The sequence below is a fragment of the Clostridium kluyveri DSM 555 genome (genome assembly GCF_000016505.1).
In the GTDB taxonomy this organism is placed as follows: domain Bacteria; phylum Bacillota; class Clostridia; order Clostridiales; family Clostridiaceae; genus Clostridium_B; species Clostridium_B kluyveri.
Genome location: NC_009706.1, coordinates 2,346,418 through 2,369,144, shown reverse-complemented (window position 1 = coordinate 2,369,144; position 22,727 = coordinate 2,346,418). Strand labels below are relative to the sequence as shown.

Genomic DNA, 22,727 nt, shown 5'->3' with positions numbered 1-22,727 from the left:
ATTATAGATATTCAACCTTTAATCCTGAAAGGAATTATAAATATATTAAAAAGTTGCCTTGGCAAAGGGATCCACTTTAAGAATTTCTGGGGGTTTTTATTTTTTATTAACATTTTATTTAGCAACATATGTTCTGTTTTTTATAATAGGTTATAATAATTGGTATATAAAGTAGGGATGGAGGAGTAAAATTGAAATACGATAAGTTAGTTGAACCTGTTGTTAAATGGGCTGGCGGTAAAAGGCAACTATTGCCTGAGTTAAAAAAATATATTCCTAAAAATATATCAACTTATTATGAACCCTTTCTTGGCGGAGCAGCAGTCTTATTTGATATTCAACCTAAGAAAGCAGTTGTAAGTGATATAAATGAAGAGCTGATTAATTTATATATGGCTATAAGAGATAATGTTGATGAGTTAATTGAGGATTTAAAAAAACATAAAAACACGCCAGACTATTTTTATAAAATTAGAGGATTAGATAGAGAGACAAGTATTTATTCGAAACTCACAAAAGTAGAAAGAGCTTCAAGAATTCATTATTTAAATAAGACCTGTTATAATGGATTGTTTAGGGTTAATATGGCAGGACAATTCAATTCTCCATTTGGAAATTATAAAAATCCTAATATAACTAATGAAATAACTATAAGAGCTGTTAGTAAGTACCTAAATGAAGCCAATATTAAATTAAAGTATTGTGATTATGAAGAAACTCTCAAATCTATTAGAAAAGGAGCTTTTGTATATTTCGACCCTCCATATGATCCTGTATCAAATAGTTCGAATTTCACTGGCTATGCTAAAGGGGGATTTAATAGGGATGAACAATGGAGACTAAGAAATGTATGTGATAAATTAAATTCCAAGGGAATTAAGTTTCTACTGTCTAATTCTTCAACAGATTTTATTTTAGATTTATATAAAGATTATAATACTAAAATAATACAGGCAAAACGCTTTATTAATTCTAATGGAAATAAGAGGGGAGAAATTGACGAGGTTCTGGTGAGAAATTATGGATAATATATTTAAAAATAAAAAGAAATAGTTAAATATTTTTCCAACCGACTTCTAAAATAAAAATACCTCTATTCATTTAAATACAATGTTTGAGGCTTTTTTTATGATGATTTTGAAAAATAAAAAACGGTTGGAAAAATTTCGAACAAACTCTTTATTGCCAATGTATTTAGGGTTATAATAAAAATAAAGAATGGCTAATTTACATTGGTTGAACCTTAACAAGGATTGTATTTAAATAAGAATTATTAAAAAGAATAAAAATGCATATCCTAGGTTGAACCTTAACAAGGATTGTATTTAAATGGAGTACCAGACAGGATTGTTTTAATACCACAAGGTTGAACCTTAACAAGGATTGTATTTAAATAACATGAGAAAATAAAATGTTGATTAATATAGGAAAGTTGAACCTTAACAAGGATTGTATTTAAATTTAAATTTCCTCCTTATAATTCCATAATCTTTGCTGGTTGAACCTTAACAAGGATTGTATTTAAATATCTATAAAGAATAGAGGAATTGATGGGGATACAAGTTGAACCTTAACAAGGATTGTATTTAAATCTAAAATACTACAAGGTGATATTCAAAAATATAGTGTGTTGAACCTTAACAAGGATTGTATTTAAATAGAGCTGCCAAAATGGTTAAGTCCTCTTACTAAAAAGTTGAACCTTAACAAGGATTGTATTTAAATAAGATTAAAAACTTTAGGTAAAAATATTGGTAATTGTTGAATCTTAACAAGGATTGTATTTAAATAATGCTTATGGATATTTGGCTTTTCAGGCAGTATAAGTTGAACCTTAACAAGGATTGTATTTAAATGAACACAATTTTATAAGGTTAAGAAGGTGGTTGGTTGAACCTTAACAAGGATTGTATTTAAATCCATTTTTAATCCTTAAAGATTTATCTTTACTGCTTGTTGAACCTTAACAAGATTTGACAAAAAAATATGATTTTGATACAGCATGGAAGACAATATTGGAAACCTTTGAAGTAGAAATAGTAGAACTGCTTTTTCCAGAACTTTTTTGTGAAATAGCATGGGAACTTGGAACAGAGTTTTTGGACAAAGAATTAAATGAAATACAAAAAGAGATATTTGATAAAGAGAGTAGTGAAAAAATAATTTCGGATAAAATCATAAAAACCAAATTAAAATGTGGGAGAAGTAAAATACTATTTATACATGTGGAGGTACAAAGTTACAGCAGTGGATATGAAGTTTTTGGGGAGAGGATGTTCAGATATTTTTACAGGATATGGGATAGATTTAGATATAAATATGATGACAAGTCGGAAATAGTGGCAGCAGTAATCTATACCTATAAAAGAGAAAGAGGAAAAGATAAAAGATATGTATATAAATTGCCGGAACTTTCAGAAGATGTACTTGTATATAATTTCAGGACTATGGATGTTGAACAAATAGAACTTGAAAGTATAAGGAATGAAAATCCGTTGAAATTGGTATTTAAAATGGGTAAAAAATTATTAAATACAGGAGTAACAGATGAAGAAATATGTAATGCAAAAATAGAGCTTGCAGGGGAACTTAAAAGTTATGATAAAGTAAAAAACAATGAACAGGTGAAGGTATTAGTAGATTTTTTGGAATATTTGTTTTTGATTGAAGATTCAGAGCTGGAAAACAAATATAAGCAATTAAAAAAATACCAGGGAGGTGTATTCAATATGTCTGTTGATGAAATAAGAAAAATACATTATACACAAAAGGGGAGAGAAGAAGGTAGAAAAGAAGAGAAGATAAAAATAGCAAAAAGTTTACTTGATATATTAGACATAAAAATAATTTCTGATTAGGTACTTTGTAAAAAGAGGCAGATTTTTAGTTGAAAAAGTAAAGCAAAGTGGAAAATGGAATAGATAGTCTGCTCTATTTTTCTTTTGTGGTGAATATGTATTGAATTCATCAAAAATATACTAGGCGATATTAATTTTTAAATATAAGAATTAATGAATGTTAATAAGGTTCAGATAAGGATGTATATTCCTTATAAGCAAATTTTATCTGGTCCTAAAAATTGCTTGATTTACTATTTTTATATGTTTAAATATTAAAGCTTACAGTTATGTCATATTTCTGTAAGCTTTATAGATACTATAGTATAATTTGTTGTGATAGACTAGATAGAGAAACAGGGAATGAAGTTGAATTTAATAAATAATATTTAAGGAGTAATTATTTATGGATATAGTATTTATATTAAAAGCAATTATAATAGGAATAGTGGAAGGTATTACTGAGTTTATACCAGTATCTTCCACAGGGCATATGATATTAGTTGGATGGGCAATTGGTTTTAATGGGGAGTTTGCAAAGATGTTTGAAGTGGTAATCCAGCTTGGTGCCATAATGGCAGTGGTTGTTTTGTATTGGGGAAAGATAAAAGATAGTATAATAGAATTTTTTACATTTATAGGTACTAAAGGAGAAAAAGGAAAAACAGGATTTAGATTTGGAATAAATATTATTACGGCCTCTATTCCTATGGGAATTGTAGGACTGATATTTTACAGTGAAATAAAATCCAAATTTACACCAGAGGCAGTTATAGCAGGATTTATAGCTGGAGGATTATTATTATTGGCAGTTGAAAAGATACATGCTAATAGAAAATTCAGAGTGAAAAGTATAGATAGTATAACCTCTATACAAGCATTTAAAGTAGGCTTATTGCAAATACTTGCCGTATGGCCAGGTATGTCAAGAAGTGCATCTACAATAATGGGTGGATGGATTGCAGGATTATCAACACCCATAGCAGCAGAATTTTCATTTTTCATAGCAATTCCAGCTATGATAGGAACCACAGGAAAGGATCTGTTTGAATTTAATTACTCAATAATGAGCACCACTTTGTGGATCTCATTAATATTAGGATTTGTTGTGTCATTTATTGTAGCCCTTATAGTGATGAAAAAATTTATTGACTATTTAAAGAGGAAACCAATGAAAATATTTGCAATATACAGAATTATAGCAGGCTTATTACTTGGTATATTGGTGTTTACTGGTGTTATCAAATTAACAGTTTAGAGTGGAGAGATTAAGGTGAATATTTTAGAAGTCAATAATTTAAATAAGATTTTAATGGGACATAAACCTACATCAGGAGATATAAAAATAAAGAATAAGAAAAAACTATTTATTGGAGATAAAAAAGGAGAATATATAGTCTCTTAGCGGTGCCTTAATATGGTATAATAAAACCGATACTATTTATCCGAATCTTGGAAAGTGAAAAATTTAAAGGATTATTAGTATGATAAAAGAAACTTTTTAATAAACAATTGAGGAGATAAATTGAATGAATACCTATTATGACATTTTAGAAATAGGCCAGGATGCCAATTCTGCACAAATAAAAAAATCTTATTTTAAAATGGTTAGAAAATACCCGTCAGAAAGATTTGCAAAAAAGTCTATGGAAATTCGAAAGGCTTATGAAATATTAAGTAATGAAAAAACTAGAAAAGAGTATGATAGTTTTATTAATATACCTGGCAATGCAAAGGAACGATTTGATGCTTCAAATGAACTCTTTAAAGAAGGTAAAAATCAAAAGGCTATTAAAATTTTAGAGGAATTACATAAGGAGTTTCCAAGCATATTGGTAATACAAAGTTTTCTTGGTGAGGTTTGTATTGAAAATAACAATAATGGTAAGGCCATAAAGATATTTGAAGAACTTGTGAAAGCAGAACCTGATAATGCAAGTTTTGCCGGATATCTAGCTAAGACATATTTAATGAGAGGATGGCATAAAAAGGCAATTAAAAGTTTTGAAAAAGCCATAGAATTAGATGAAGACAATATTTCCTTATGGATGGGTCTTAGCCAGGCACACATGGAAGGAAACAATATTAAAGAAGCTAAAGAAGTCCTTTATGAATTAATTGAAAGAAAAGAAAATGAAAACTTTATTATAAGTGCTTATCTTGCCATTTTCATTATAGATTTAAAAGAAGGTAATTTTGAAAGTATGAAAGAAAATCTTGAAAAGTTATCAGAAGAAGTAATTAAACAAGAAGATGAAAAAGAACATGTAGCATGGATATTACTTATGATTTCCAAACGGATGGTTGAAGCCGAAATGTTTGGACTTGCTGAAGAAATCTTAGAAAAGGCAGAAAAAATTACACCGGGTAATGAAGAAATAAGAAAACTTAAATTCAAGGTGGATAGATTCTGTAAATTTCAAGAAGAACTTTTGAGTCTGGAAAAAGATGAGGAGTACCATGAAGATTTTGTGAGTTTTGTATCCAGTAAAATATTGCCTGAGGAGTCAATGGGTTCAGAACTTTATATTCGTGGGGCGGAACATCAATTTTTAACGCATATAAATAAATATAGAAAATATGTTATATCACTTTCAAAAAAATATTCTAATTTATATGAGGAGTTAAAAGATTTTTTTGAAAAAGCATTTAATGGTAGTGAGAGAAATAAAATGATTAAAGAACATGAGAAATATTTTAAAAGCCGTGGAGGCAGGCTTGAAATGGCCCTTGAAGGCATAGGAGGGGAAAAGTTATTTAATAATGTAGGAAATAACGGGGATTGTGATCTTTGGCAGGGGATTCAAGATACTTACATAAGAGAAGAACCTAAAGTGGGAAGAAATGACCCTTGTCCCTGTGGTAGTGGCAAAAAGTACAAAAAATGCTGTGGCAAGTGAATGGGCAAATTTATTTAAGGATAGGCTATAAGCAAACCAGCATGTTACTAACTTAATAGTCTGGCATGCTGGTTATTTGTCATAAATTACTTACCGCTGGCACCGTAATTTGATAATACTCTCGCACTAGGATCATTTACGTCACAGCCTTCCCATTCTTTATTTGGCATCCAAAAGTCTACTATCATTTCTGCTTGGCCTGAATAGTATTTTTCAAAAATTTCCCTATATAACAATGATTCCTTTGTAAATGGTCTAGCATGATATTCATAGTTTTCACATATTTTTTCAAATTCTTCGTCACTATAGAATGTTTCTGCATATTCCTTTAAATAGTCCACCATGGAATGACCTACAGCGTCACTAAATGCTGCTTTTTCCCGGTATAAGATATCATGTGGCAGATAACTTCCTTCAAATGAACGTCTTAAAAGATATTTACCCATGTTGTATTTGTTTAATTTCTTTTCAGGGTCTATGGACATAACATACTTTACGAAATCCAAATCTCCAAAGGGTACTCTTGCTTCTAAGGAATTTGAGCTGATGCAGCGGTCTGCACGAAGTACATCGTACATATAAAGTTCTCGAATTCTCTTTTGCGATTCCTTTTGAAATTCTTCCGCATTTGGGGCAAAATCGGTATATTTATATCCAAACAATTCGTCGGAAATTTCACCGGTGAGAAGAACTCTTATATCAGAAATTTCATGTATTTTCTTGCAGATTAAATACATTCCCATACTTGCTCTTATTGTGGTAATATCATAGGTTCCGAGAATTTTAATAACTTCATCTAGTGAATTGAGTACCTCTTCTTTTGTCATATAGACAACGGTATGATCACTGTGAATGTAATCTGCAACTTCTTTTGCATATTTTAAATCAATGGCATCTTCAGTCATACCTACAGAAAATGTTCTAATTGGTTTTTTAGGATTCATTTTTTGGGCAATTGCACATACCAATGAGCTGTCTAAGCCGCCGCTTAATAAGAAACCTACAGGAGCGTCGGCATCCATACGTTTTTTCACAGCGGCCACTAATTTATCATGAATTTTATTGAATATAACGTCCAAGTCATCTTTACAATAGTCACTCTCTTTTGCTGCTATATCACAATAGCATGTAAATTTACCGTCAGTATAATAATGTCCTGGTGGAAATGGCATAATTTTGTCTGTAAGACCAATTAAATTTTTTGCTTCACTTGCAAATATAATTTTACCTGATTCAGAATAGCCATAAAATAAAGGACGAATTCCAATTGGATCACGAGCTGCAATGTAGCTGTCCTTTTTTCCATCATAGATAACAGTTGCAAATTCCGCATCCAATTTTGAAAACATATCCAGCCCGTATTCATAATACATGGGAAGTAATATTTCGCAATCACTATCGGAAATAAATTTATGTCCTTTTTTTATAAGATCTTTTTTAATCTCACGGAAGCCATAAATTTCACCGTTACAGATAGCTGCATCCATTTTTCTGGTAAATGGCTGCATTCCGCTAAAACTTAAATCCATAATAGAAAGTCTTTGAAAGCCCAAAATACCAGAGGGCAAAGTAAGAATTTCCATCATGTCCGGCCCTCTGGACTCTGTTCTTTGAAGAGCCTCTGCAAATTTTCCATGCTTCATATCTGTTCCTGTATAACACATGATCGTACACATATAATATTCCTCCTAATACAATAAGTTTAATAATTATCTTTTTGAATTTTATTTACAAAGCTGAAATACTGAAGTTTTAATTCCCCTACAAAAGTGTAGTCAGCCGACTTTTTATAATTTATTTTAGATATAAAAACAGCGTCAATTCGTCTTAATAATAGGACGAATTGACGCTTATCCGTGGTGCCACCTAATTTACCATAATATAATTGGTCTCTTTCCAGCTAATACTGGTATCCAAATAACGCATGGAATACGACGCTCCTACTTTATTTGAACCTGCTTTAAGAGGTTTAAATTAAATACACAAATATTTCGGTTTGCAACTTCGGAGTGTTATTCAAAAAAATCCTGCCTCCTGGGTTCACACTGTCCCCAGTTCACTGTTGGTGGAATATTTTTCCTACTTGTCTCCATCATAGCTTTTCTTCGATGAGTTTAATTCTAAACCGTATATATGTTTTTGTCAATACTTTTTTATAAGTAAAATTATCAATGTTAATAATATAACAAGCATATAGAATAAAATTTATTTTAAATTGCTATTTTTTTTGATAAAATCATAAAAGTATGGGCTTTAAACCTATGGCATATATTTATATTTTTATAAAAAATTAGTTATAAAGTTGATTGAATTATGAAAATTTAAATTATAGTTTTTTATCATCTATTGAATTGAACCAGTTATTTATAGCTTTAATAATTGAACTTATGCATCCATCATGGAAAGGGGACTTGAGATTGGCGATTTCAACAAGTTCCAAAAAGGACTTTGTACCTCCAACTTTGCATATCCTTATATAGTCCTCCCAGGCAGATTTTCTATTGTTCATTGCTTTTTTCCAGAATTGAAGGGCACATATCTGGGCAAGAGTGTAATCTATATAGTAAAAAGGTACGTTGAATATATGGGACTGCTGGAACCACCATGCTCCATTTTCTAAAAAGTCACAGCCGGTATAATCTTTATGGGGCAGATATTTTTTCTCTATATTCCTCCAGGCTTTTTTTCTATCTTCAGGGGTTGCCTCTGGATTTTCATATACATAGTGTTGAAATTCATCTACTGTAACTCCATAAGGTATGAATTTCACGGCACTTTCAAGATGGGCAAATCTGTATTTATTTGCATCTTCCTGAAAAAATAGATTCATCCAGGGCCAGGTGAAAAACTCCATACTCATTGAATGTATTTCACAACTTTCATAGGTTGGAAATATGCACTCTGGAATTTCAATCCATCTGGATAGATAAGTCTGAAAGGCATGGCCAGCTTCATGGGTTAAAACATCCACATCTCCTGAAGTTCCGTTGAAATTTGAAAATATAAAAGGTGCCTTATATTCTGGTATATAGGTGCAGTATCCGCCTCCAGCCTTGTTTTCTTTAGTTACCAGATCTAAAAGTTCTCCCTCCAGCATAAAGCTAAAGAATTCTCCAGTTTCTGCAGATAATTCAGAGTACATTTTACTGGCATTTGAAACTATCCATTGCGGACTGCCTTTTGGTTTGGCATTTCCTGTTGTAAATTCAAATTTTTCATCATAGTAGGTAAGAGTTTCAAGTCCCAATCTTTTTATCTGTCTATCATAAAGCTTTGAAGCTGCAGGTACAAGGTACTTTTCCACCTGCTTTCTGAATTTAGCTACCATTTCAGGAGTGTAGTCACTTCTTTTCATTCTTATATAACCTAGTTCCACAAAGCTTTTAAAGCCCAATTTTTGTGCTATTTTAGTTCTCACCTTTACCAGATCATCATATATTTTGTCAATTTCATCTTCATGATCTGTAAAAAATTTATATTTGGCATCTGAAGCATTTTTTCTTATTTGTCTATCTTTACTTTGAATAAAGGGGGTGAGACCAGATAAATTTCTTGTTTCACCCATAAAAGGGATCTTTGCAGAAGCGAGCAGTTTGGTATATTCCGATGACAATTTATTTTCAAGCTGAAGGTCTTCTATTACTTTGGGAGAAAAAGACTTTAAAGAAAATTCAGCCAGAGTGAAAAATTGCCTGCCTAGTTTTTCTTCCAATTCTTTTCTGAATTTTGATTGAACCAGTTCTTTGTAAAATGTAGAGTCCAGTTCATCGTATAGAGGGGAATATTTATCCCAATAGCTTTTCTCTTTATCATAATAGTTATCTTTTGTATTTATACTGTGTCGTATTTGAGCCAGGGTTCCCACGGTCTGCAGGTGATTTCTTATATTATTTATATGGTTTATACATTCAAGCTGTTTTTCACATCTATTAGCTGATTTTAATTCATCAACAAGAGAGTTAATGGACTTTTTGACTTCATCGTAGTCTGGTCTTTCATATTTGAATTCACTAAATTTCATGATATGCCTCCAATGCATTTAAATTTACTAATATTATAATATAAATGGATTAATTTTCAAAATAAATTATTCAGTTAATGAAAATTATTCACTTGACAGTAGTTTTAATAAAGTTTATTGTATAAATGCGGCATATGCTGTATTACATATTATAGAAAGAGGGTAAGTAAATGAAAAATCCTATAGTTACAATTGAAATGGAAAATGGGAAATTTATAAAAATAGAGCTTTATCCAGATATTGCACCTAATACTGTAAATAATTTTATATCATTGGCAGAAAAAGGATTTTACAATGGTACAATTTTTCACCGGGTTATACCAGGATTTATGATTCAGGGAGGAGATCCTGAGGGCACAGGAATGGGAGGCCCTGGTTATTCAATTAAAGGTGAATTTTCATCTAACAACTTTAAAAATGATTTAAAGCATGAAAAAGGAGTGATCTCCATGGCTAGAACAATGGCTCCCGATTCAGCGGGTTCACAATTTTTTATAATGGCAAATAATGCACCCCACCTGGATGGACAGTATGCTGCCTTTGGAAAAGTTATAGAAGGTATTGAAGAAGTATACAAAATAGTGTCACAGAAAAGAGATTATAATGATAAGCCCTATGAAGATCAAAGAATGAAGAGTTTAACTGTAGAAAACTTTGATAAAAAATATGATGAACCTCAAAAAGTAAATGATTAAACATATAAGATAATATTTTTATGGAAAGTTTGAAAAAATAGTAGCTCTCAATTATCCGTTGAGACTACTATTTTTTTATGATCAAAATCAAATGTTGTTTTTAATGGGGAGATTTTTGACCTATTGACTTCAATATTGAAAAATAGTACTATAATAAAATAATACGTTAATAGTATTATTTTATTATAGTACTAATATAGAGGAGGATATATGATGAATAATAAAAATACTTTTAAGGAAAACTCTAGAATGAATTTTGATAAACAGGCAGAAAACTATGATGATGGATTTGATGGAAGATTTGTACGAGTGATGTATGATGAAATTATTAAAAGGATAGATAAGTTTCAAAATGGAATTTTATTAGATGTAGGCTGTGGTACTGGAAATATATTATCACGATTATATGAAAATAAAAAATTACATTTATGTGGACTTGATATTTCAAATAAAATGATTGAAGTGGCTAGGAGGAATCTTAATGATGATATCCTATTAAAAGTTGGAGATGCAGAATTTATACCTTGGCCGGATAATACTTTTGATATAATTTTATGTAATGCTTCATTTCATCATTATCCTAATCCCCAAAAAGTACTTTTGGAAATGAAAAGGGTGGTAAAAGCAGATGGAAAATTGATTATAGGGGATCCTACTGCTCCACCTTTAATAAGGCAAGTATTGAATTTTATATTTGGTATATGTCATAATGGGGATTATAAAATATATTCTTTAAAAGAGATGAAAAAACTTCTAAGAAGATGCGGATTTAGACCTTTTGAATTTAAAAAGATAAATTATAAAAGTTTTGTTATCAGTGCATCTGCTTAGAAATAATTGTGGGGTGATAGTTTGGACAAAAAGTATGAAAAACAGATTAGAGAGTTAAGTAGCATATGGCATTCTATGATAATGGTATCTGACTATAAAAATGCAGAATCACGATTTTCAAGGATACAGGGGCTAAGTACCACGGAGATAGGAGTCTTAAGAATTATTTTTGAAAAAGAGGATGTTATTATAAGAGATATAGTTGAAGTTTTGAACATTCCTAAAAGTACTCTTACAAGCATGATAAATAGACTGGAAAAGCGAAATCTTATTAAAAGAACTATAAGCAGTAGAGATAAACGTTCTTATAGATTAGTGCTTACTGAAGATGGGATATTAGCACAAAAGGAACATGTTGAATTGGAAGAAAAAGTTTATAATAAAATAATGGGATGTCTGGATACATGGGAGGAGAGGGAAGAATTATTAAAACTTATGAGGAAAATTGTTCGTAATTTTACAGGGGAGAACAGCATAAAATGAAAAGTATACCAAATATCATATCCATATTAAGAATGGTACTATCCGTAATCCTATTATTTCTAAAACCATTTAGTCCTTTATTTTGGATTGTGTATTCTATATGTGGATTTAGTGATATTGTTGATGGATATATTGCAAGAAAGACTAATTCAACAACTAAGCTGGGAACAATACTTGATAGTATTGGAGATATTGTATTTATGAGTTCTGCACTTATTGCTTTGTTACCAATAATACGCATTCCAATGAAAATATTAATATGGATAATATGGATTTTCTTTATTAGAGTTATTTCACTGCTTATAGTCTATCTCAAATATCATACCTTTGCTATTCTTCACACATACGCCAATAAAATAACAGGATTGCTCTTGTTTTGTTTTCCATATTTATATAGATTTTTGGATATAAATATTATAGGATATGTGATTTGTGTTATTGCAAGCATAGCTGCTGTGGAAGAACTAATAATACATATAAAATCAAGGGAATTATCAAGAGACATCATAGGAATATTTTCCAAATTTTAAGATTAGAACATGAAAGTAAATCATTAGAACCTTGTCTACATTGATGAGTATTATATAGTAGTAATATAGAAATTTTAGAAATTAAATACTATTAAATTTGGGGATGAGGCTGTGGATTATAAATTGAAGGAGAAAGTAAAAGCTCCATTACAGAAGGAAATTAGTAGAGAGGCTAAAAGAGAAGGAATAATACTGGATCTAAGTGATTTACACTATATACTGGATCTTGATGAAAAAAATGAGGCATATCTTTTAATTATTGATTTAAAAAAGGTGTATTTTGATAGTCCTGAAAACAGTTTAAGCTTAAATGATATCGACTATATAGTATTTAGTGGAGATTTTGTTGAAGGTGGTAATTCAGAAGCATCCTTTGAAAAGGCATTTCATTTTATAGATATATTGAGCAAACAGCTTAATGTACCATATAAAAATATAATCATAGTACCTGGAAACCATGATTTGAGTTGGAATGTCACTATGAATAGCTATCATCTAGCCATTGGTACTCCCAGACCTAAAGATAAAGTAGTTACTAATATTGGAACTGACTTATTTTATTTAAGAAGAGATAGTAAAGAGTGGTATAAAAAATTTACAAACTATAGTAAATATCTATATGAAAGATTATATAAAGTACCTTTCCCAGAGAACCCTAAAGAGCAGCTTAAAGTTATACTAGGAGATTTTATAGATAATAAAAAATTAGCATTTTTTATGTTGAATACCTCAGCTCAGATTGACCATTTTCATCGTAAAATAACTTATTTTGATACGGAAGGTTTGATAAAGGCTTCAAGACAACTGCCTCAAAATAACGTAATAAAAATAGCAGTAGGGCATCATCCTGTAAATATTATAAGTGGATATGACAATAATATTCCTTTTGCAAATGTACTGCAAAATGAGAATTTCAAGATTTATTTACATGGTCATGTTCATAGAAGTATAAGCCTTGACTATTTAAATCCTCAAAATATAAATCCCAACATGATTATGATTGGAGCCGGAGCTTTAAGCGTTGGAAAAAATGGTTTATGGCCAGGTGTCCCGGGAAGATATAATATAATAAAAATATCCAAAACAGATATTCCAAATAAAATACTTGTATCTGTAAACACTCGTCAGCGTGAATATATAGGAAATTACTGGCAGCCAGCATATATATACTATGAAGACAATGGAAAAAGGCTAACTAATGTATGGAGCAATATCATATAAAACCATACCAATTTACTTCAATACAAAAATAGAGGTTAGATTAAAATAATCTGACCTCTTATTTTAAAGAACTTTATTCAAAAACTCTTTTGTCCTATTAATAATAAAATTAAACTTGAAACTTATAGTTTATTGACATTAATGAGATAATTGCATATAATAAACATATGAACAATAACTCATATGTTTATGTATTCATAAGAGATGTAGGGATTATGGAAAAGAAGCTTATTGTTTATTTTAGATGATGATCATAGTAAGATTTTTTTACTGGGTATTAATTTATATATGGGAAAATTTTAAACTATTAGGGGGAAGGGAGAATGGATAAAGTAGTTAAAAATGCTAATAGGAACAATATAAAATTGGTAACTAAAAATATTATTAAAAGTAGTGCCAGTGTTACAGCGAAGGAGTTTAACTCCAATATGAAAAGAGAGTTTGTGTTGGAAGGATTGGATTGTGTTAACTGTGCTGCCAAGATAGAAGAGAAGGTTAGCAAAATAGAGGGAATCAACTTTGCTAATGTAAACTTTCCAACTAAAATGTTAACTTTGGAGATCGGGGAAATTAATAGAACAAAAGAACTGATTGAGGCGGCTAAGGATGTGGTAAAAAAACTAGAACCTGATGTAAAGATAATTGAAAAAAGCTTACACAAACAATTGAGAAAAGAATTATTATTACAAGGATTATGCTGTGGAAACTGTGCTGCAAAGATAGAAACAGAATCTAATAATATAAAGGGCGTAAAATCTGCCATGGTAGATTTTGTCAACACAAAGCTTATCTTAGATATAGAGAACCCATCCAAGCAAAATGACATTATTCTCAAAGTTAAAGAAATTGTTAAAAGAATAGAACCAGATGCCAATGTTGTTGAGATCGAAAATAAAATTTATGAACGTAAAGAAGAGCACGGAGAAAACAGCAAAAAGAAAATGTTTATATTGGTTGTTGGTGCAGCAATTTTTGGAATAGCAACTGCTTTTAAATTCTCAAATGTCATAGAACTTATAATGTATTTAATAACCTATATACTTGTGGGAGGAGAAGTAGTTTTAAGAGCATTGAAAAATATAAGCAGGGGCCAAATATTTGATGAAAACTTTTTAATGAGTACAGCAACTATTGGAGCTTTTGCTATCGGCCAATATCCAGAGGGTGTAGCAGTTATGCTTTTTTACCAGTTAGGAGAGCTGTTTCAGGGAATAGCTGTTAATCGTTCGAGAAAGTCTATTACGGATCTTATGGATATAAGACCTGACTTTGCTAATTTAAAGATAGGCGATGATATTAAAAGAGTATCACCGGAAGAGGTTAGTGTGGGCAATATCATATTGGTGAAACCAGGAGAAAAAGTACCCCTAGACGGTAAAGTAGTTGAAGGGAATTCAATGGTAGATACATCTGCTTTAACTGGTGAGTCAGTCCCAAGAGAAGTAAGAGCAGGAGACAGTATACTAGGAGGAGTCATTAATAAAAATGGATTGCTTTCTATTAAAGTAGAAAAGGAATTTGGAGATTCTACTATTGCAAAGATACTTGATTTAGTTCAAAATGCAAGTAGTAAAAAAGCTCCAACTGAAAATTTTATTACAAAGTTTGCTAGATACTATACTCCTATTGTGGTTTTTTCAGCCGTAGCCTTAGCTGTACTACCTCCATTATTTATTGAAAGTGCTACTTTCTCACAGTGGATATATAGAGCATTAGCATTCTTGGTAGTATCTTGTCCTTGTGCTTTAGTGGTATCTATACCTCTTGGTTTCTTTGGAGGAATAGGTGGGGCTTCAAAGTATGGGATACTTGTTAAAGGTGGAAATTACCTTGAAGCTTTAAATAGTGTTGAGGGTGTAATATTTGATAAAACAGGGACACTTACAAAAGGTGTATTTAGGGTAACGGAGGTAAAATCACAAAACAATATTTCAAGAGATGAACTTATAGCTTATGCGGCCCATGCAGAAAGTTATTCTAACCATCCAATAGCAACTTCTATATTAAATGCTTATGGAGAGGAAATAGTTAAAGATTCAATAGAAAACTATGAAGAAATATCAGGTCATGGCGTAAAAGTTATGATTCAAGGTAAAGAAGTGCTAGTGGGTAACTATAAACTGATGAATAAAGAAAATATAATTTATGAACAGGTTGAAACAGTGGGTACAGTAGTTCATGTTGCTGTAGATAAAGTATATGCAGGATATATAATAATATCTGATGAAGTTAAGGAAGATTCAGCAAAAGCAGTTAAGGCTTTAAAGGATATAGGTATTAAGAGAATAGTTATGCTCACTGGCGATAATAAAACAGTTGGAACTAAAGTTGCCAAACAGTTAGGGCTAGATGAAGTTTATACTGAACTTCTTCCGGACGAAAAAGTTGAAAAGATGGAATTATTTGATAAAGAAAAATCATCAAAAGGCAAATTGATATTTGTAGGGGACGGTATAAATGATGCTCCTGTCTTAGCCAGAGCGGATATAGGTATAGCAATGGGAGGAGTAGGATCTGATGCAGCAATTGAAGCTGCTGATGTAGTTATAATGACCGATGAGCCTTCAAAGATTGCTTCAGCCATAAAAATAGCCAGGAAAACTAGACACATCGTAATGCAAAATATAATCTTTGCATTAGGTATTAAAGTAATCTTATTGGTACTTATAGCATTGGGTTTAGGTACTATGTGGGAAGCTGTATTTGGAGATGTGGGAGTAACTTTACTTGCGGTATTGAATTCCATGAGAGCTATGAAGACGGTTAACATTTAATATAATTGTATTTTGTGCAGTCATTAACATTGTGACTGTACTTTTTTAGTGTGAAAAATCACAAATAATTTTAAAAAATCATGTAAAAATTTTATGTATTATCTTTCTTTAGATAAATAGTTTGGACCTGATTGATAATTTTTAAATCATTTGGGCATTTATAAACGTTATATAATGTAGAGGATGTTTTTTGAGGGATATTAGGAGGATAAAACTTGATTCAGGAATATAATATATTACAAAAAATTGAAAATGACAATACAATTTGTTTGGAAGATTTGATTAATCTTTATTATCCAGATGTATTTCGATACTGCCTTTGGCATACACCAAATCGTCAAGCGGCAGAAGATGCTACTCAGGAAACATTTTTAAAGACTATTCGCTATTTTAAAAAATATATTCATTGTGGAAAATTTAAATCTTATGTATATAAAGTAGCTTCAAATGTATGTATTGATATTTGGCGTAAAAAGGGAATGGAGTCTCTGCCTGAAAATCTGGCATATATGGAAAATGGATTTGCACAAACTGAATTTGATTTGGACTTGAAGTGTCTGGTAGAAAATTTGCCTGAAAAATATAGAGAAATTGTATTACTAAGGTTTGCACAGGATTTATCCATGAGAGAAATTGCAGAAATAGAAAATATACCACTTAGAACTGTACAATCGCGTTTACGGGCGGCACTGAAACAAATTAAGAAAAATGTTAGAAAAGGAGAACAGGCTCATGAATAAAAAACTATGTTTGGATTTAAAAAAGGTTCTTAATACATATCCAATATATTCACAGAATCATGTTAATGAGACTATCAACGTAGTGTGTAAAGAATATGAAAATTATAAAGGAAGACAGAGAATTGGGTATATTCAATTTTTATTTCGTCAAATTTTATTTATAGGTAGAAAAGTATGGATGTATCAGGGAGTAATATTGATTTTCATGTTTTTGATGCTAAATATAATCTTTGATGGAGATTTTAAATATATTGTGAATCGTCATATTCCAGATCTGCTTTGTTTCTATGCAGTTTTTATTACTATAACTGGTTTACCATTTCTCCATAGATCAAGACAATACAGGATGTATGAAGTGGAATTAGCTGCATGTATATCAATATCTAAATTAGTATCAAGCAGACTAATTATCATTGCCATTGGGGATAGTGTTTTTTTGATTACTATTGTCCTTATTATGTTGAATAAAGTGAATATCTCCACTATTTTTATAATATTTTATTTACTATTGCCATTCTTAATATGTTGTTGTGGTTGTATTTTTATTCTCGGCTGTAATCATAAGCAATATGGTGTATTTATTTGTGAAATTTTCTGTTTGCTTATATTACCTTTACAATCCTTATTCCATAGATTAGTACCACAGGTTTACTATCAAACATCTTTAATCGGATGGATTGTACTTAGTATTTTTTTTGCAGTAATTCTTGCTTTTCAAATATATCAATTAATAGCAAAATCAAACAAGATATATGATTATTCTGTCGTTTAATAAATTTAATTTCTAGATTGGAGTGATAACCATGGAACTTGAAATTTGTAATTTGACCAAGCAATATAAAGATAAAATTGCTGTTAACAATGTAAGCTTGAATATATCCCCTGGTGTATGGGGACTTCTTGGTGCAAATGGTGCTAGAAAGACTACTTTAATAAGAATGATTGCTGGCATTATGGTACCAACTTCAGGAAAGATATTATATGATGGGATTGAAATTGGTGTACTTAAGGGAGCTTATCGTGATATTTTAGGGTATCTACCCCAGGATTTTGGTTTCTATCCTGAATTTACAGTGATGGATTATCTGAAATATATTGCAGCTTTAAAAGGCCTTACTAAATATGATACAAAAGAAAAAATAGATGAATTGCTTCAAATACTTACTCTTACTGAAGTTAGAAAAAAGAAAATTTCTAAACTTTCTGGAGGAATGAAGAGACGGGTAGGTATTGCACAAGCCCTCTTGAATGATCCGGAAGTTTTAATATTAGATGAACCAACCAGTGGTCTTGATCCAGGAGAACGTGTGAAATTTCGCAAACTTATTTCTGAGTTTGCTCAAGATAGAATTGTGTTGATTTCTACTCATATTGTTTCTGATGTGGAATATATTGCTACCTGCAATGCCATTATGAAAGATGGAGAAATCATTTCCACGGGGACTACTGAAGAACTTGTAAAAACTGTTGAAGGCAAGGTATGGGAGAGCATAATATCACCTAGACAACTTACCCATTATGAAAAAATTGCCCGTATTGTAAATGTATTAAATGAGGAAGATGGAAATCTTTCTATAAGGTACTTGTCAAATACACCAGATGTTCCTAATTCAAAACATGCTATTCCACGGCTTGAGGATTTGTATTTATGGCTTTTCCCTGAAGATGGAACAGGAAAGGAGAAAATTTGATATGAGCATTTTTTATTTGGAATTGAAGAGGGTGTTAATAACTCGTTCAACATGGATTTTGCTGTTGGCAGCTATTTTATTGACTGGAATTATGTCATACTTTCCCATATCATATGTTCATTATACCTATATTGATAAAATTGGAGAAATTGTAAACACCTCTGGAACAAAGGCCATAGAAGCAAATAAAAGAATTATAGTACAGGGAGAGATTACACCAGATAAAATACATAAAGCAGTTGAAAATTACCAGGAAGTTACAAAGAAATATGGAAGTATTTATAGTGAGGATATTCCCCAAGATATCTATAATGAAAAGATACTTCCGGTTCGATATATAATAGATCGGTTGGAGAGTGTATATGCAGACCCAAATACAAAGGCACCTGTAGATTTAAGTAAGATTTCTCCCGAAGAAGCTGCGGCAAATTTCTATAAAAAATATACTGAACAGATAAAAAATGGAGTTTTGGATCCTGTATCACAAAAGAAGGCGCTTTCTATGTATGAAAAAGTAGATAAACCTTTTAAATTCATATATGGCTATGGCAGCAGTGATGCTGGAAGCTATCTTATTATATTGATTTTTCTTTTAGTAATTATATGCACATTTATTACTGCACCAATATTCTCTGCAGAGTATCAGACAGGAGCAGATAGTATATTGAGGTGTACTAAATATGGCAAAGTAAAACTTTCTGTATGTAAAGTAATTTCTGCTATTTTGATTTGCAGCATAACCTTTGCAATTTGTATTTCTATATTTAGTATTATTGAAAACAAGGTGTTTGGATGGGATAGTCTAAAGGCATCACTTCAAAGTGTAGAAGCTATCTGTCTTCCTCCTATAAGTGTTGGTGAAACCCAGATGATTACTGCAGTGGCAGGCATGTTGACACTTATTGCAGTTGTCAGCTTTACACTGTTTTTATCTGCAAGATGTAAGAATATAGCCAATTCAATTATAATAAGCGTTGTATTTTGTATATTGCCCCTTATACTTAGTTCTATTTCCGGAAGCAATATTATGAATTGGATTAGAATGATTTTGCCATCTGGGGGTACAGGTCTTGGAAATAGTTTTGGCTGTGAACTTGTGGGACTTACCTTTCTTAAATTAGGTTCTTTTAGTTTATGGGCACCATATGTAATAACTGGCGCAGCGATTATTTCCATTCCTTTGTTTGTAGCCCTCACAATTTTGTCCTATTGCAAACATGAATTGGTTTAATATTTATTTTGAAATTAATAAATTTGGTAGTAGATCAGCTCTTACAAGCAAACTCCACCTGAATCTTAGAAGAACTTGATTAACTTTATTGACTTCATTTGCTATAATTAATATAGATTTTTGAAATGTTCTACTGTCAAAAGTCAATAATTTGGTTATTTTCTCTACATTTTTTATAGCCATGATGTAATAAAGTAAATAAATATGGATAAGACTGGAGGAAGCTATTTATGATAAGAAAGGCAGAGGAACAAGATATTCCTTTTTTACTAGATATATATAATGAGGCCATATTAAATGGTACAGCAACTTTTGATTTAGAACCTAAAACTCTAGAAGATAGGAAGCAGTGGTTTTATGATCATATTGAAACACATCCTTTATTGGTATGTGAAAAATATGAAAAAGCTATTGCATATGCAAGCTTGTCTACTTATAGAGAGAAAAAAGCGTATGATGGAAGTGTGGAGCTTTCTATCTATATTCATAAAGACTATAGAGGAATTGGGATCGGGAAACAGTTAATGGAAGCAATTCTTAATCTTGCGAAAGAAATTGATGGAATTCATACAATCATATCTATTATAACTGCAGGCAATGAAGTTAGTGATAGGCTCCACGAAAAATTTGGATTTACCTACTGTGGGAAAATTAAAGAAGCAGGGTATAAATTTGGACAATATTGTGATATTAATGTTTATCAGATTATGGTATAAGTATTAAACTATTCTGTTGCTTATGATAATTTCTTTTTCATCTTTAAAAAAGTTATTAAGATAATCTGTGAGGAGTATAATTCAGCAATTTATATGTAAAACTACATATAGGAGATGATAGGCTTGGATGAAAATAGAGTGAAAGAAATACTTGAATCTAAAGGAATTATAGAAGTAAAGTATAAAAATAATCCTGTGTGGCTTGAAAGTATAAGTACGGATAAAGATGATAAGATACAGGTTAAGGATTTAAATACAAATGAACACTTTAGTGTAAATATTATAGATTTAAAAGAATAATGTTATCTTGACCTTTAACGTTTTTATAATTCATTCCATAAAGACTTGTACTCTTGTGGTAGAAAAGTATAAGATACTTAAGTTTAATAGGTTAAAATTGAAAAGTACTATCTCTGATATATAAAATACCCACTAGCTAGCAGCGGGTATTTTATGTTGAATGTTTCTAAAGGGTCTTTGTAGACTTCACAAATATAAATTTGTAAGCTTGTACCGATATAAAAGGTATGGAAGACATCAGGTATATAATGCCAAGTTGATTTAGGGTGAGTTCTTTAACTTGAAATATATTCCTCAATAAAGGTGTAAATAGCACTGAATTTAAAAGTACTAGTCCTAATCCAAAGGCAATCCATACGTATTTGTTGGAAAATATGCCAATTTCAAAAATTGATTCTTTAGATCTGCAGTTGAATCCATGGAATAGTCTTGATAGGCATAATGTGGAAAATGCCATGGTACTTGCAAGTATTTTGTCTCCCATATTTAATCCTATACAGAAGAAAATTATGGTATATAAAGCAATAATTGGACATTAAGTCAATATTTCCTTTCCAAAAGTTTTTGTTAGAATAGGAGTATTTATATTTCTTCCGTTTGAAACTGATTTTACTATGGTGGCAAAATTATCATCTGTTAAAACCATAGAAGCTGCATCTTTGGATACTTCCGTACCTGTTATACCCATTTTTTCTCTATGTTGTTGTTCATATCTAAATCTTTGAAATTCAATGTTTTATGATTCACATATAGTTTTTTTACAGTCATTTTATTTTGTGTCAGAATTCCTGTTTTATCTGAACATATTACGGGAACACTTCCCGGTCTCTCCACAGTCTTGAGTTTTTTATAATGGCATTTTCTCTGGCCATTTTTTGAGTACCCAGGGCAAGAACTATAGTGACAATGGAGCTTAAAGCTTCCGGGATGGCTGCTACTGCCAGTGCTACTGAAAACATTATGGAGTCTACGATTGAGTATCCTCTGAATACATCTAAAATGAAGATTAAAGCACATATGATAAGTATGATGGTTGAAAGTTTTTTGCTGAAATTGTCCAAATTTATCTGAAGGGGTGTTTTTTTCTCCTCAGTATTTTTCAAAAGGTAAGCTACATTTCCAAGTTCCGTATTCATACCTATACTGGTTACAACCATAACTGCCCTTCCGTAGGTTACAAGGCTGCCGGAAAAAAGCATATTTTTTCTATGTCCAATAGGTACATTTTCCTCTTCTATTGTATTTGTTGTTTTTAACACATTTTCTGATTCTCCTGTAAGTGAACTCTCATTTACCTGAATGCTGTAATTTTCTATTATTCTGCCATCTGCACTTACATAGTCTCCTGCTTCTAGATACAATGTATCTCCTGCTACAACTTCCCTAGAAGATAGTTCTACCTGTGTTCCATTTCTCAGCACTTTCGCTCTAGGGGAGGAGAGAGATTTCAAACTATCCAGTGATTTTTCAACTTTAACCTGCTGTATAGTACCTAAAATTGAATTGAGAATTATAACTGCAAATATGACTAGAGCACTTTCAACATTGCTTAAAAATGTTGTATCCATATTCCTGGTGCCTTTTTTCTACCTCTAAATCCTTTAATCCATTGGAAGAAACTCGATGCTTCGGATAAATAAATGATTACTTAAAATTGGAATATATAAATTATTGTAAATGGATATATGTAATGATATTATTATTTTAGAAATGAACTGCAGTTGTAAGTAAGGGTGTATTAGGTTATGACGAGGTGT

General features: G+C 31.1%; 19 protein-coding genes, 1 pseudogene, 1 CRISPR repeat array and 1 other annotated feature. Of the genes and pseudogenes, 17 read left to right on the top strand and 3 right to left on the bottom strand.

Features of this window, described 5'->3' with window-relative positions; genetic code table 11:
• Nucleotides 1-191: 191 nt before the first annotated feature.
• The 5 genes from CKL_RS11335 (at nt 192) to CKL_RS11320 (ending at nt 5,737) form a co-directional block, all read left to right on the top strand.
• The gene (locus CKL_RS11335) at nt 192-1,028 is read left to right on the top strand and encodes a DNA adenine methylase (RefSeq protein ID WP_012102658.1); all 837 of its coding nucleotides are present in this window, start codon (nt 192-194) and stop codon (nt 1,026-1,028) included.
• Between the two features lie 207 nt (nt 1,029-1,235).
• A CRISPR array of direct repeats spans nt 1,236-1,919; the repeat unit is 30 nt; unit sequence GTTGAACCTTAACAAGGATTGTATTTAAAT.
• A 54-nt stretch (nt 1,920-1,973) separates the two neighbouring features.
• Nucleotides 1,974-2,858 carry an Rpn family recombination-promoting nuclease/putative transposase gene (locus tag CKL_RS19885; protein ID WP_012620633.1) on the top strand — a complete coding sequence of 295 codons (885 nt, stop codon included), beginning with the start codon at nt 1,974-1,976 and terminating at the stop codon, nt 2,856-2,858.
• 385 nt (nt 2,859-3,243) lie between these two features.
• Nucleotides 3,244-4,095: an undecaprenyl-diphosphate phosphatase gene (locus tag CKL_RS11325; protein WP_012102655.1), complete on the top strand. Its 852-nt coding sequence runs from the start codon at nt 3,244-3,246 to the stop codon at nt 4,093-4,095.
• A 15-nt stretch (nt 4,096-4,110) separates the two neighbouring features.
• A complete protein-coding gene (locus CKL_RS21570) occupies nt 4,111-4,242 on the top strand; it encodes a hypothetical protein (RefSeq protein WP_278184163.1) in 132 nt (43 codons plus the stop codon).
• Between the two features lie 124 nt (nt 4,243-4,366).
• Nucleotides 4,367-5,737, top strand: coding sequence for a tetratricopeptide repeat protein (locus CKL_RS11320; protein WP_012102653.1), 1,371 nt, complete (start codon nt 4,367-4,369; stop codon nt 5,735-5,737).
• A gap of 86 nt (nt 5,738-5,823) precedes the next feature.
• On the opposite strand, the gene asnB is transcribed toward CKL_RS11320, so the two are convergent.
• On the bottom strand, nt 5,824-7,413 hold the full coding sequence (gene asnB, locus CKL_RS11315; RefSeq protein ID WP_012102652.1) for an asparagine synthase B: 1,590 nt from the start codon (nt 7,411-7,413) through the stop codon (nt 5,824-5,826).
• A 155-nt stretch (nt 7,414-7,568) separates the two neighbouring features.
• Nucleotides 7,569-7,842: a binding site (T-box leader), on the bottom strand.
• A 221-nt stretch (nt 7,843-8,063) separates the two neighbouring features.
• Complete coding sequence (locus CKL_RS11310) at nt 8,064-9,758, bottom strand: M3 family oligoendopeptidase (RefSeq protein ID WP_012102651.1); 1,695 nt, start codon at nt 9,756-9,758, stop codon at nt 8,064-8,066.
• A 170-nt stretch (nt 9,759-9,928) separates the two neighbouring features.
• Between CKL_RS11310 and CKL_RS11305 the strand changes: the two genes are divergently transcribed.
• From CKL_RS11305 to CKL_RS11250, 12 genes are all read left to right on the top strand, one after another.
• Entirely contained in the window at nt 9,929-10,453 is a 525-nt protein-coding gene (locus CKL_RS11305; RefSeq protein ID WP_012102650.1) for a peptidylprolyl isomerase, read from the top strand.
• 210 nt (nt 10,454-10,663) lie between these two features.
• Nucleotides 10,664-11,284, top strand: coding sequence for a class I SAM-dependent methyltransferase (locus tag CKL_RS11300; protein ID WP_012620631.1), 621 nt, complete (start codon nt 10,664-10,666; stop codon nt 11,282-11,284).
• Nucleotides 11,285-11,305: 21 nt separating this feature from the next.
• Nucleotides 11,306-11,767 (top strand): MarR family winged helix-turn-helix transcriptional regulator, encoded by a 462-nt coding sequence (locus tag CKL_RS11295; protein WP_012102648.1) that lies wholly within the window; start codon nt 11,306-11,308, stop codon nt 11,765-11,767.
• Nucleotides 11,764-12,297: a CDP-alcohol phosphatidyltransferase family protein gene (locus CKL_RS11290; RefSeq protein ID WP_012102647.1), complete on the top strand. Its 534-nt coding sequence runs from the start codon at nt 11,764-11,766 to the stop codon at nt 12,295-12,297. Before CKL_RS11295 ends, CKL_RS11290 begins: the two co-directional genes overlap by 4 nt.
• A gap of 111 nt (nt 12,298-12,408) precedes the next feature.
• The gene (locus CKL_RS11285; RefSeq protein ID WP_012102646.1) at nt 12,409-13,518 is read left to right on the top strand and encodes a metallophosphoesterase family protein; all 1,110 of its coding nucleotides are present in this window, start codon (nt 12,409-12,411) and stop codon (nt 13,516-13,518) included.
• 323 nt (nt 13,519-13,841) lie between these two features.
• Nucleotides 13,842-16,292: a heavy metal translocating P-type ATPase gene (locus tag CKL_RS11280; RefSeq protein WP_012102645.1), complete on the top strand. Its 2,451-nt coding sequence runs from the start codon at nt 13,842-13,844 to the stop codon at nt 16,290-16,292.
• A 215-nt stretch (nt 16,293-16,507) separates the two neighbouring features.
• Complete coding sequence (locus CKL_RS11275; protein ID WP_012102644.1) at nt 16,508-17,032, top strand: RNA polymerase sigma factor; 525 nt, start codon at nt 16,508-16,510, stop codon at nt 17,030-17,032.
• Nucleotides 17,025-17,804: a hypothetical protein gene (locus CKL_RS11270; RefSeq protein WP_012102643.1), complete on the top strand. Its 780-nt coding sequence runs from the start codon at nt 17,025-17,027 to the stop codon at nt 17,802-17,804. The genes CKL_RS11275 and CKL_RS11270 overlap by 8 nt, the downstream gene beginning before the upstream one ends.
• Nucleotides 17,805-17,835: 31 nt before the next feature.
• The gene (locus CKL_RS11265; protein ID WP_012102642.1) at nt 17,836-18,723 is read left to right on the top strand and encodes an ABC transporter ATP-binding protein; all 888 of its coding nucleotides are present in this window, start codon (nt 17,836-17,838) and stop codon (nt 18,721-18,723) included.
• Nucleotide 18,724: 1 nt separating this feature from the next.
• Nucleotides 18,725-19,954 (top strand): ABC transporter permease, encoded by a 1,230-nt coding sequence (locus CKL_RS11260; RefSeq protein WP_012102641.1) that lies wholly within the window; start codon nt 18,725-18,727, stop codon nt 19,952-19,954.
• A 230-nt stretch (nt 19,955-20,184) separates the two neighbouring features.
• Nucleotides 20,185-20,670, top strand: coding sequence for a GNAT family N-acetyltransferase (locus tag CKL_RS11255; RefSeq protein WP_012102640.1), 486 nt, complete (start codon nt 20,185-20,187; stop codon nt 20,668-20,670).
• Between the two features lie 114 nt (nt 20,671-20,784).
• A complete protein-coding gene (locus CKL_RS11250; protein ID WP_012620626.1) occupies nt 20,785-20,970 on the top strand; it encodes an H-type small acid-soluble spore protein in 186 nt (61 codons plus the stop codon).
• Between the two features lie 166 nt (nt 20,971-21,136).
• Here the strand turns inward: CKL_RS11250 and CKL_RS20815 are convergent.
• Nucleotides 21,137-22,527, bottom strand: a pseudogene (locus CKL_RS20815) (HAD-IC family P-type ATPase).
• Between the last annotated feature and the right edge of the window lie 200 nt (nt 22,528-22,727).

Coding starts and splice junctions, on each gene's coding strand:
- CKL_RS11280 (WP_012102645.1), top strand. CDS start 13,842: ATGGATAAAGTAGTTAAAAATGCTAATAGGAACAATATAAAATTGGTA.
- CKL_RS11325 (WP_012102655.1), top strand. CDS start 3,244: ATGGATATAGTATTTATATTAAAAGCAATTATAATAGGAATAGTGGAA.
- CKL_RS11305 (WP_012102650.1), top strand. CDS start 9,929: ATGAAAAATCCTATAGTTACAATTGAAATGGAAAATGGGAAATTTATA.
- CKL_RS11265 (WP_012102642.1), top strand. CDS start 17,836: ATGGAACTTGAAATTTGTAATTTGACCAAGCAATATAAAGATAAAATT.
- CKL_RS11310 (WP_012102651.1), bottom strand. CDS start 9,758: ATGAAATTTAGTGAATTCAAATATGAAAGACCAGACTACGATGAAGTC.
- CKL_RS11320 (WP_012102653.1), top strand. CDS start 4,367: ATGAATACCTATTATGACATTTTAGAAATAGGCCAGGATGCCAATTCT.
- asnB (WP_012102652.1), bottom strand. CDS start 7,413: ATGTGTACGATCATGTGTTATACAGGAACAGATATGAAGCATGGAAAA.
- CKL_RS11290 (WP_012102647.1), top strand. CDS start 11,764: ATGAAAAGTATACCAAATATCATATCCATATTAAGAATGGTACTATCC.
- CKL_RS11270 (WP_012102643.1), top strand. CDS start 17,025: ATGAATAAAAAACTATGTTTGGATTTAAAAAAGGTTCTTAATACATAT.
- CKL_RS11250 (WP_012620626.1), top strand. CDS start 20,785: ATGATAGGCTTGGATGAAAATAGAGTGAAAGAAATACTTGAATCTAAA.
- CKL_RS11255 (WP_012102640.1), top strand. CDS start 20,185: ATGATAAGAAAGGCAGAGGAACAAGATATTCCTTTTTTACTAGATATA.
- CKL_RS11300 (WP_012620631.1), top strand. CDS start 10,664: ATGATGAATAATAAAAATACTTTTAAGGAAAACTCTAGAATGAATTTT.
- CKL_RS11260 (WP_012102641.1), top strand. CDS start 18,725: ATGAGCATTTTTTATTTGGAATTGAAGAGGGTGTTAATAACTCGTTCA.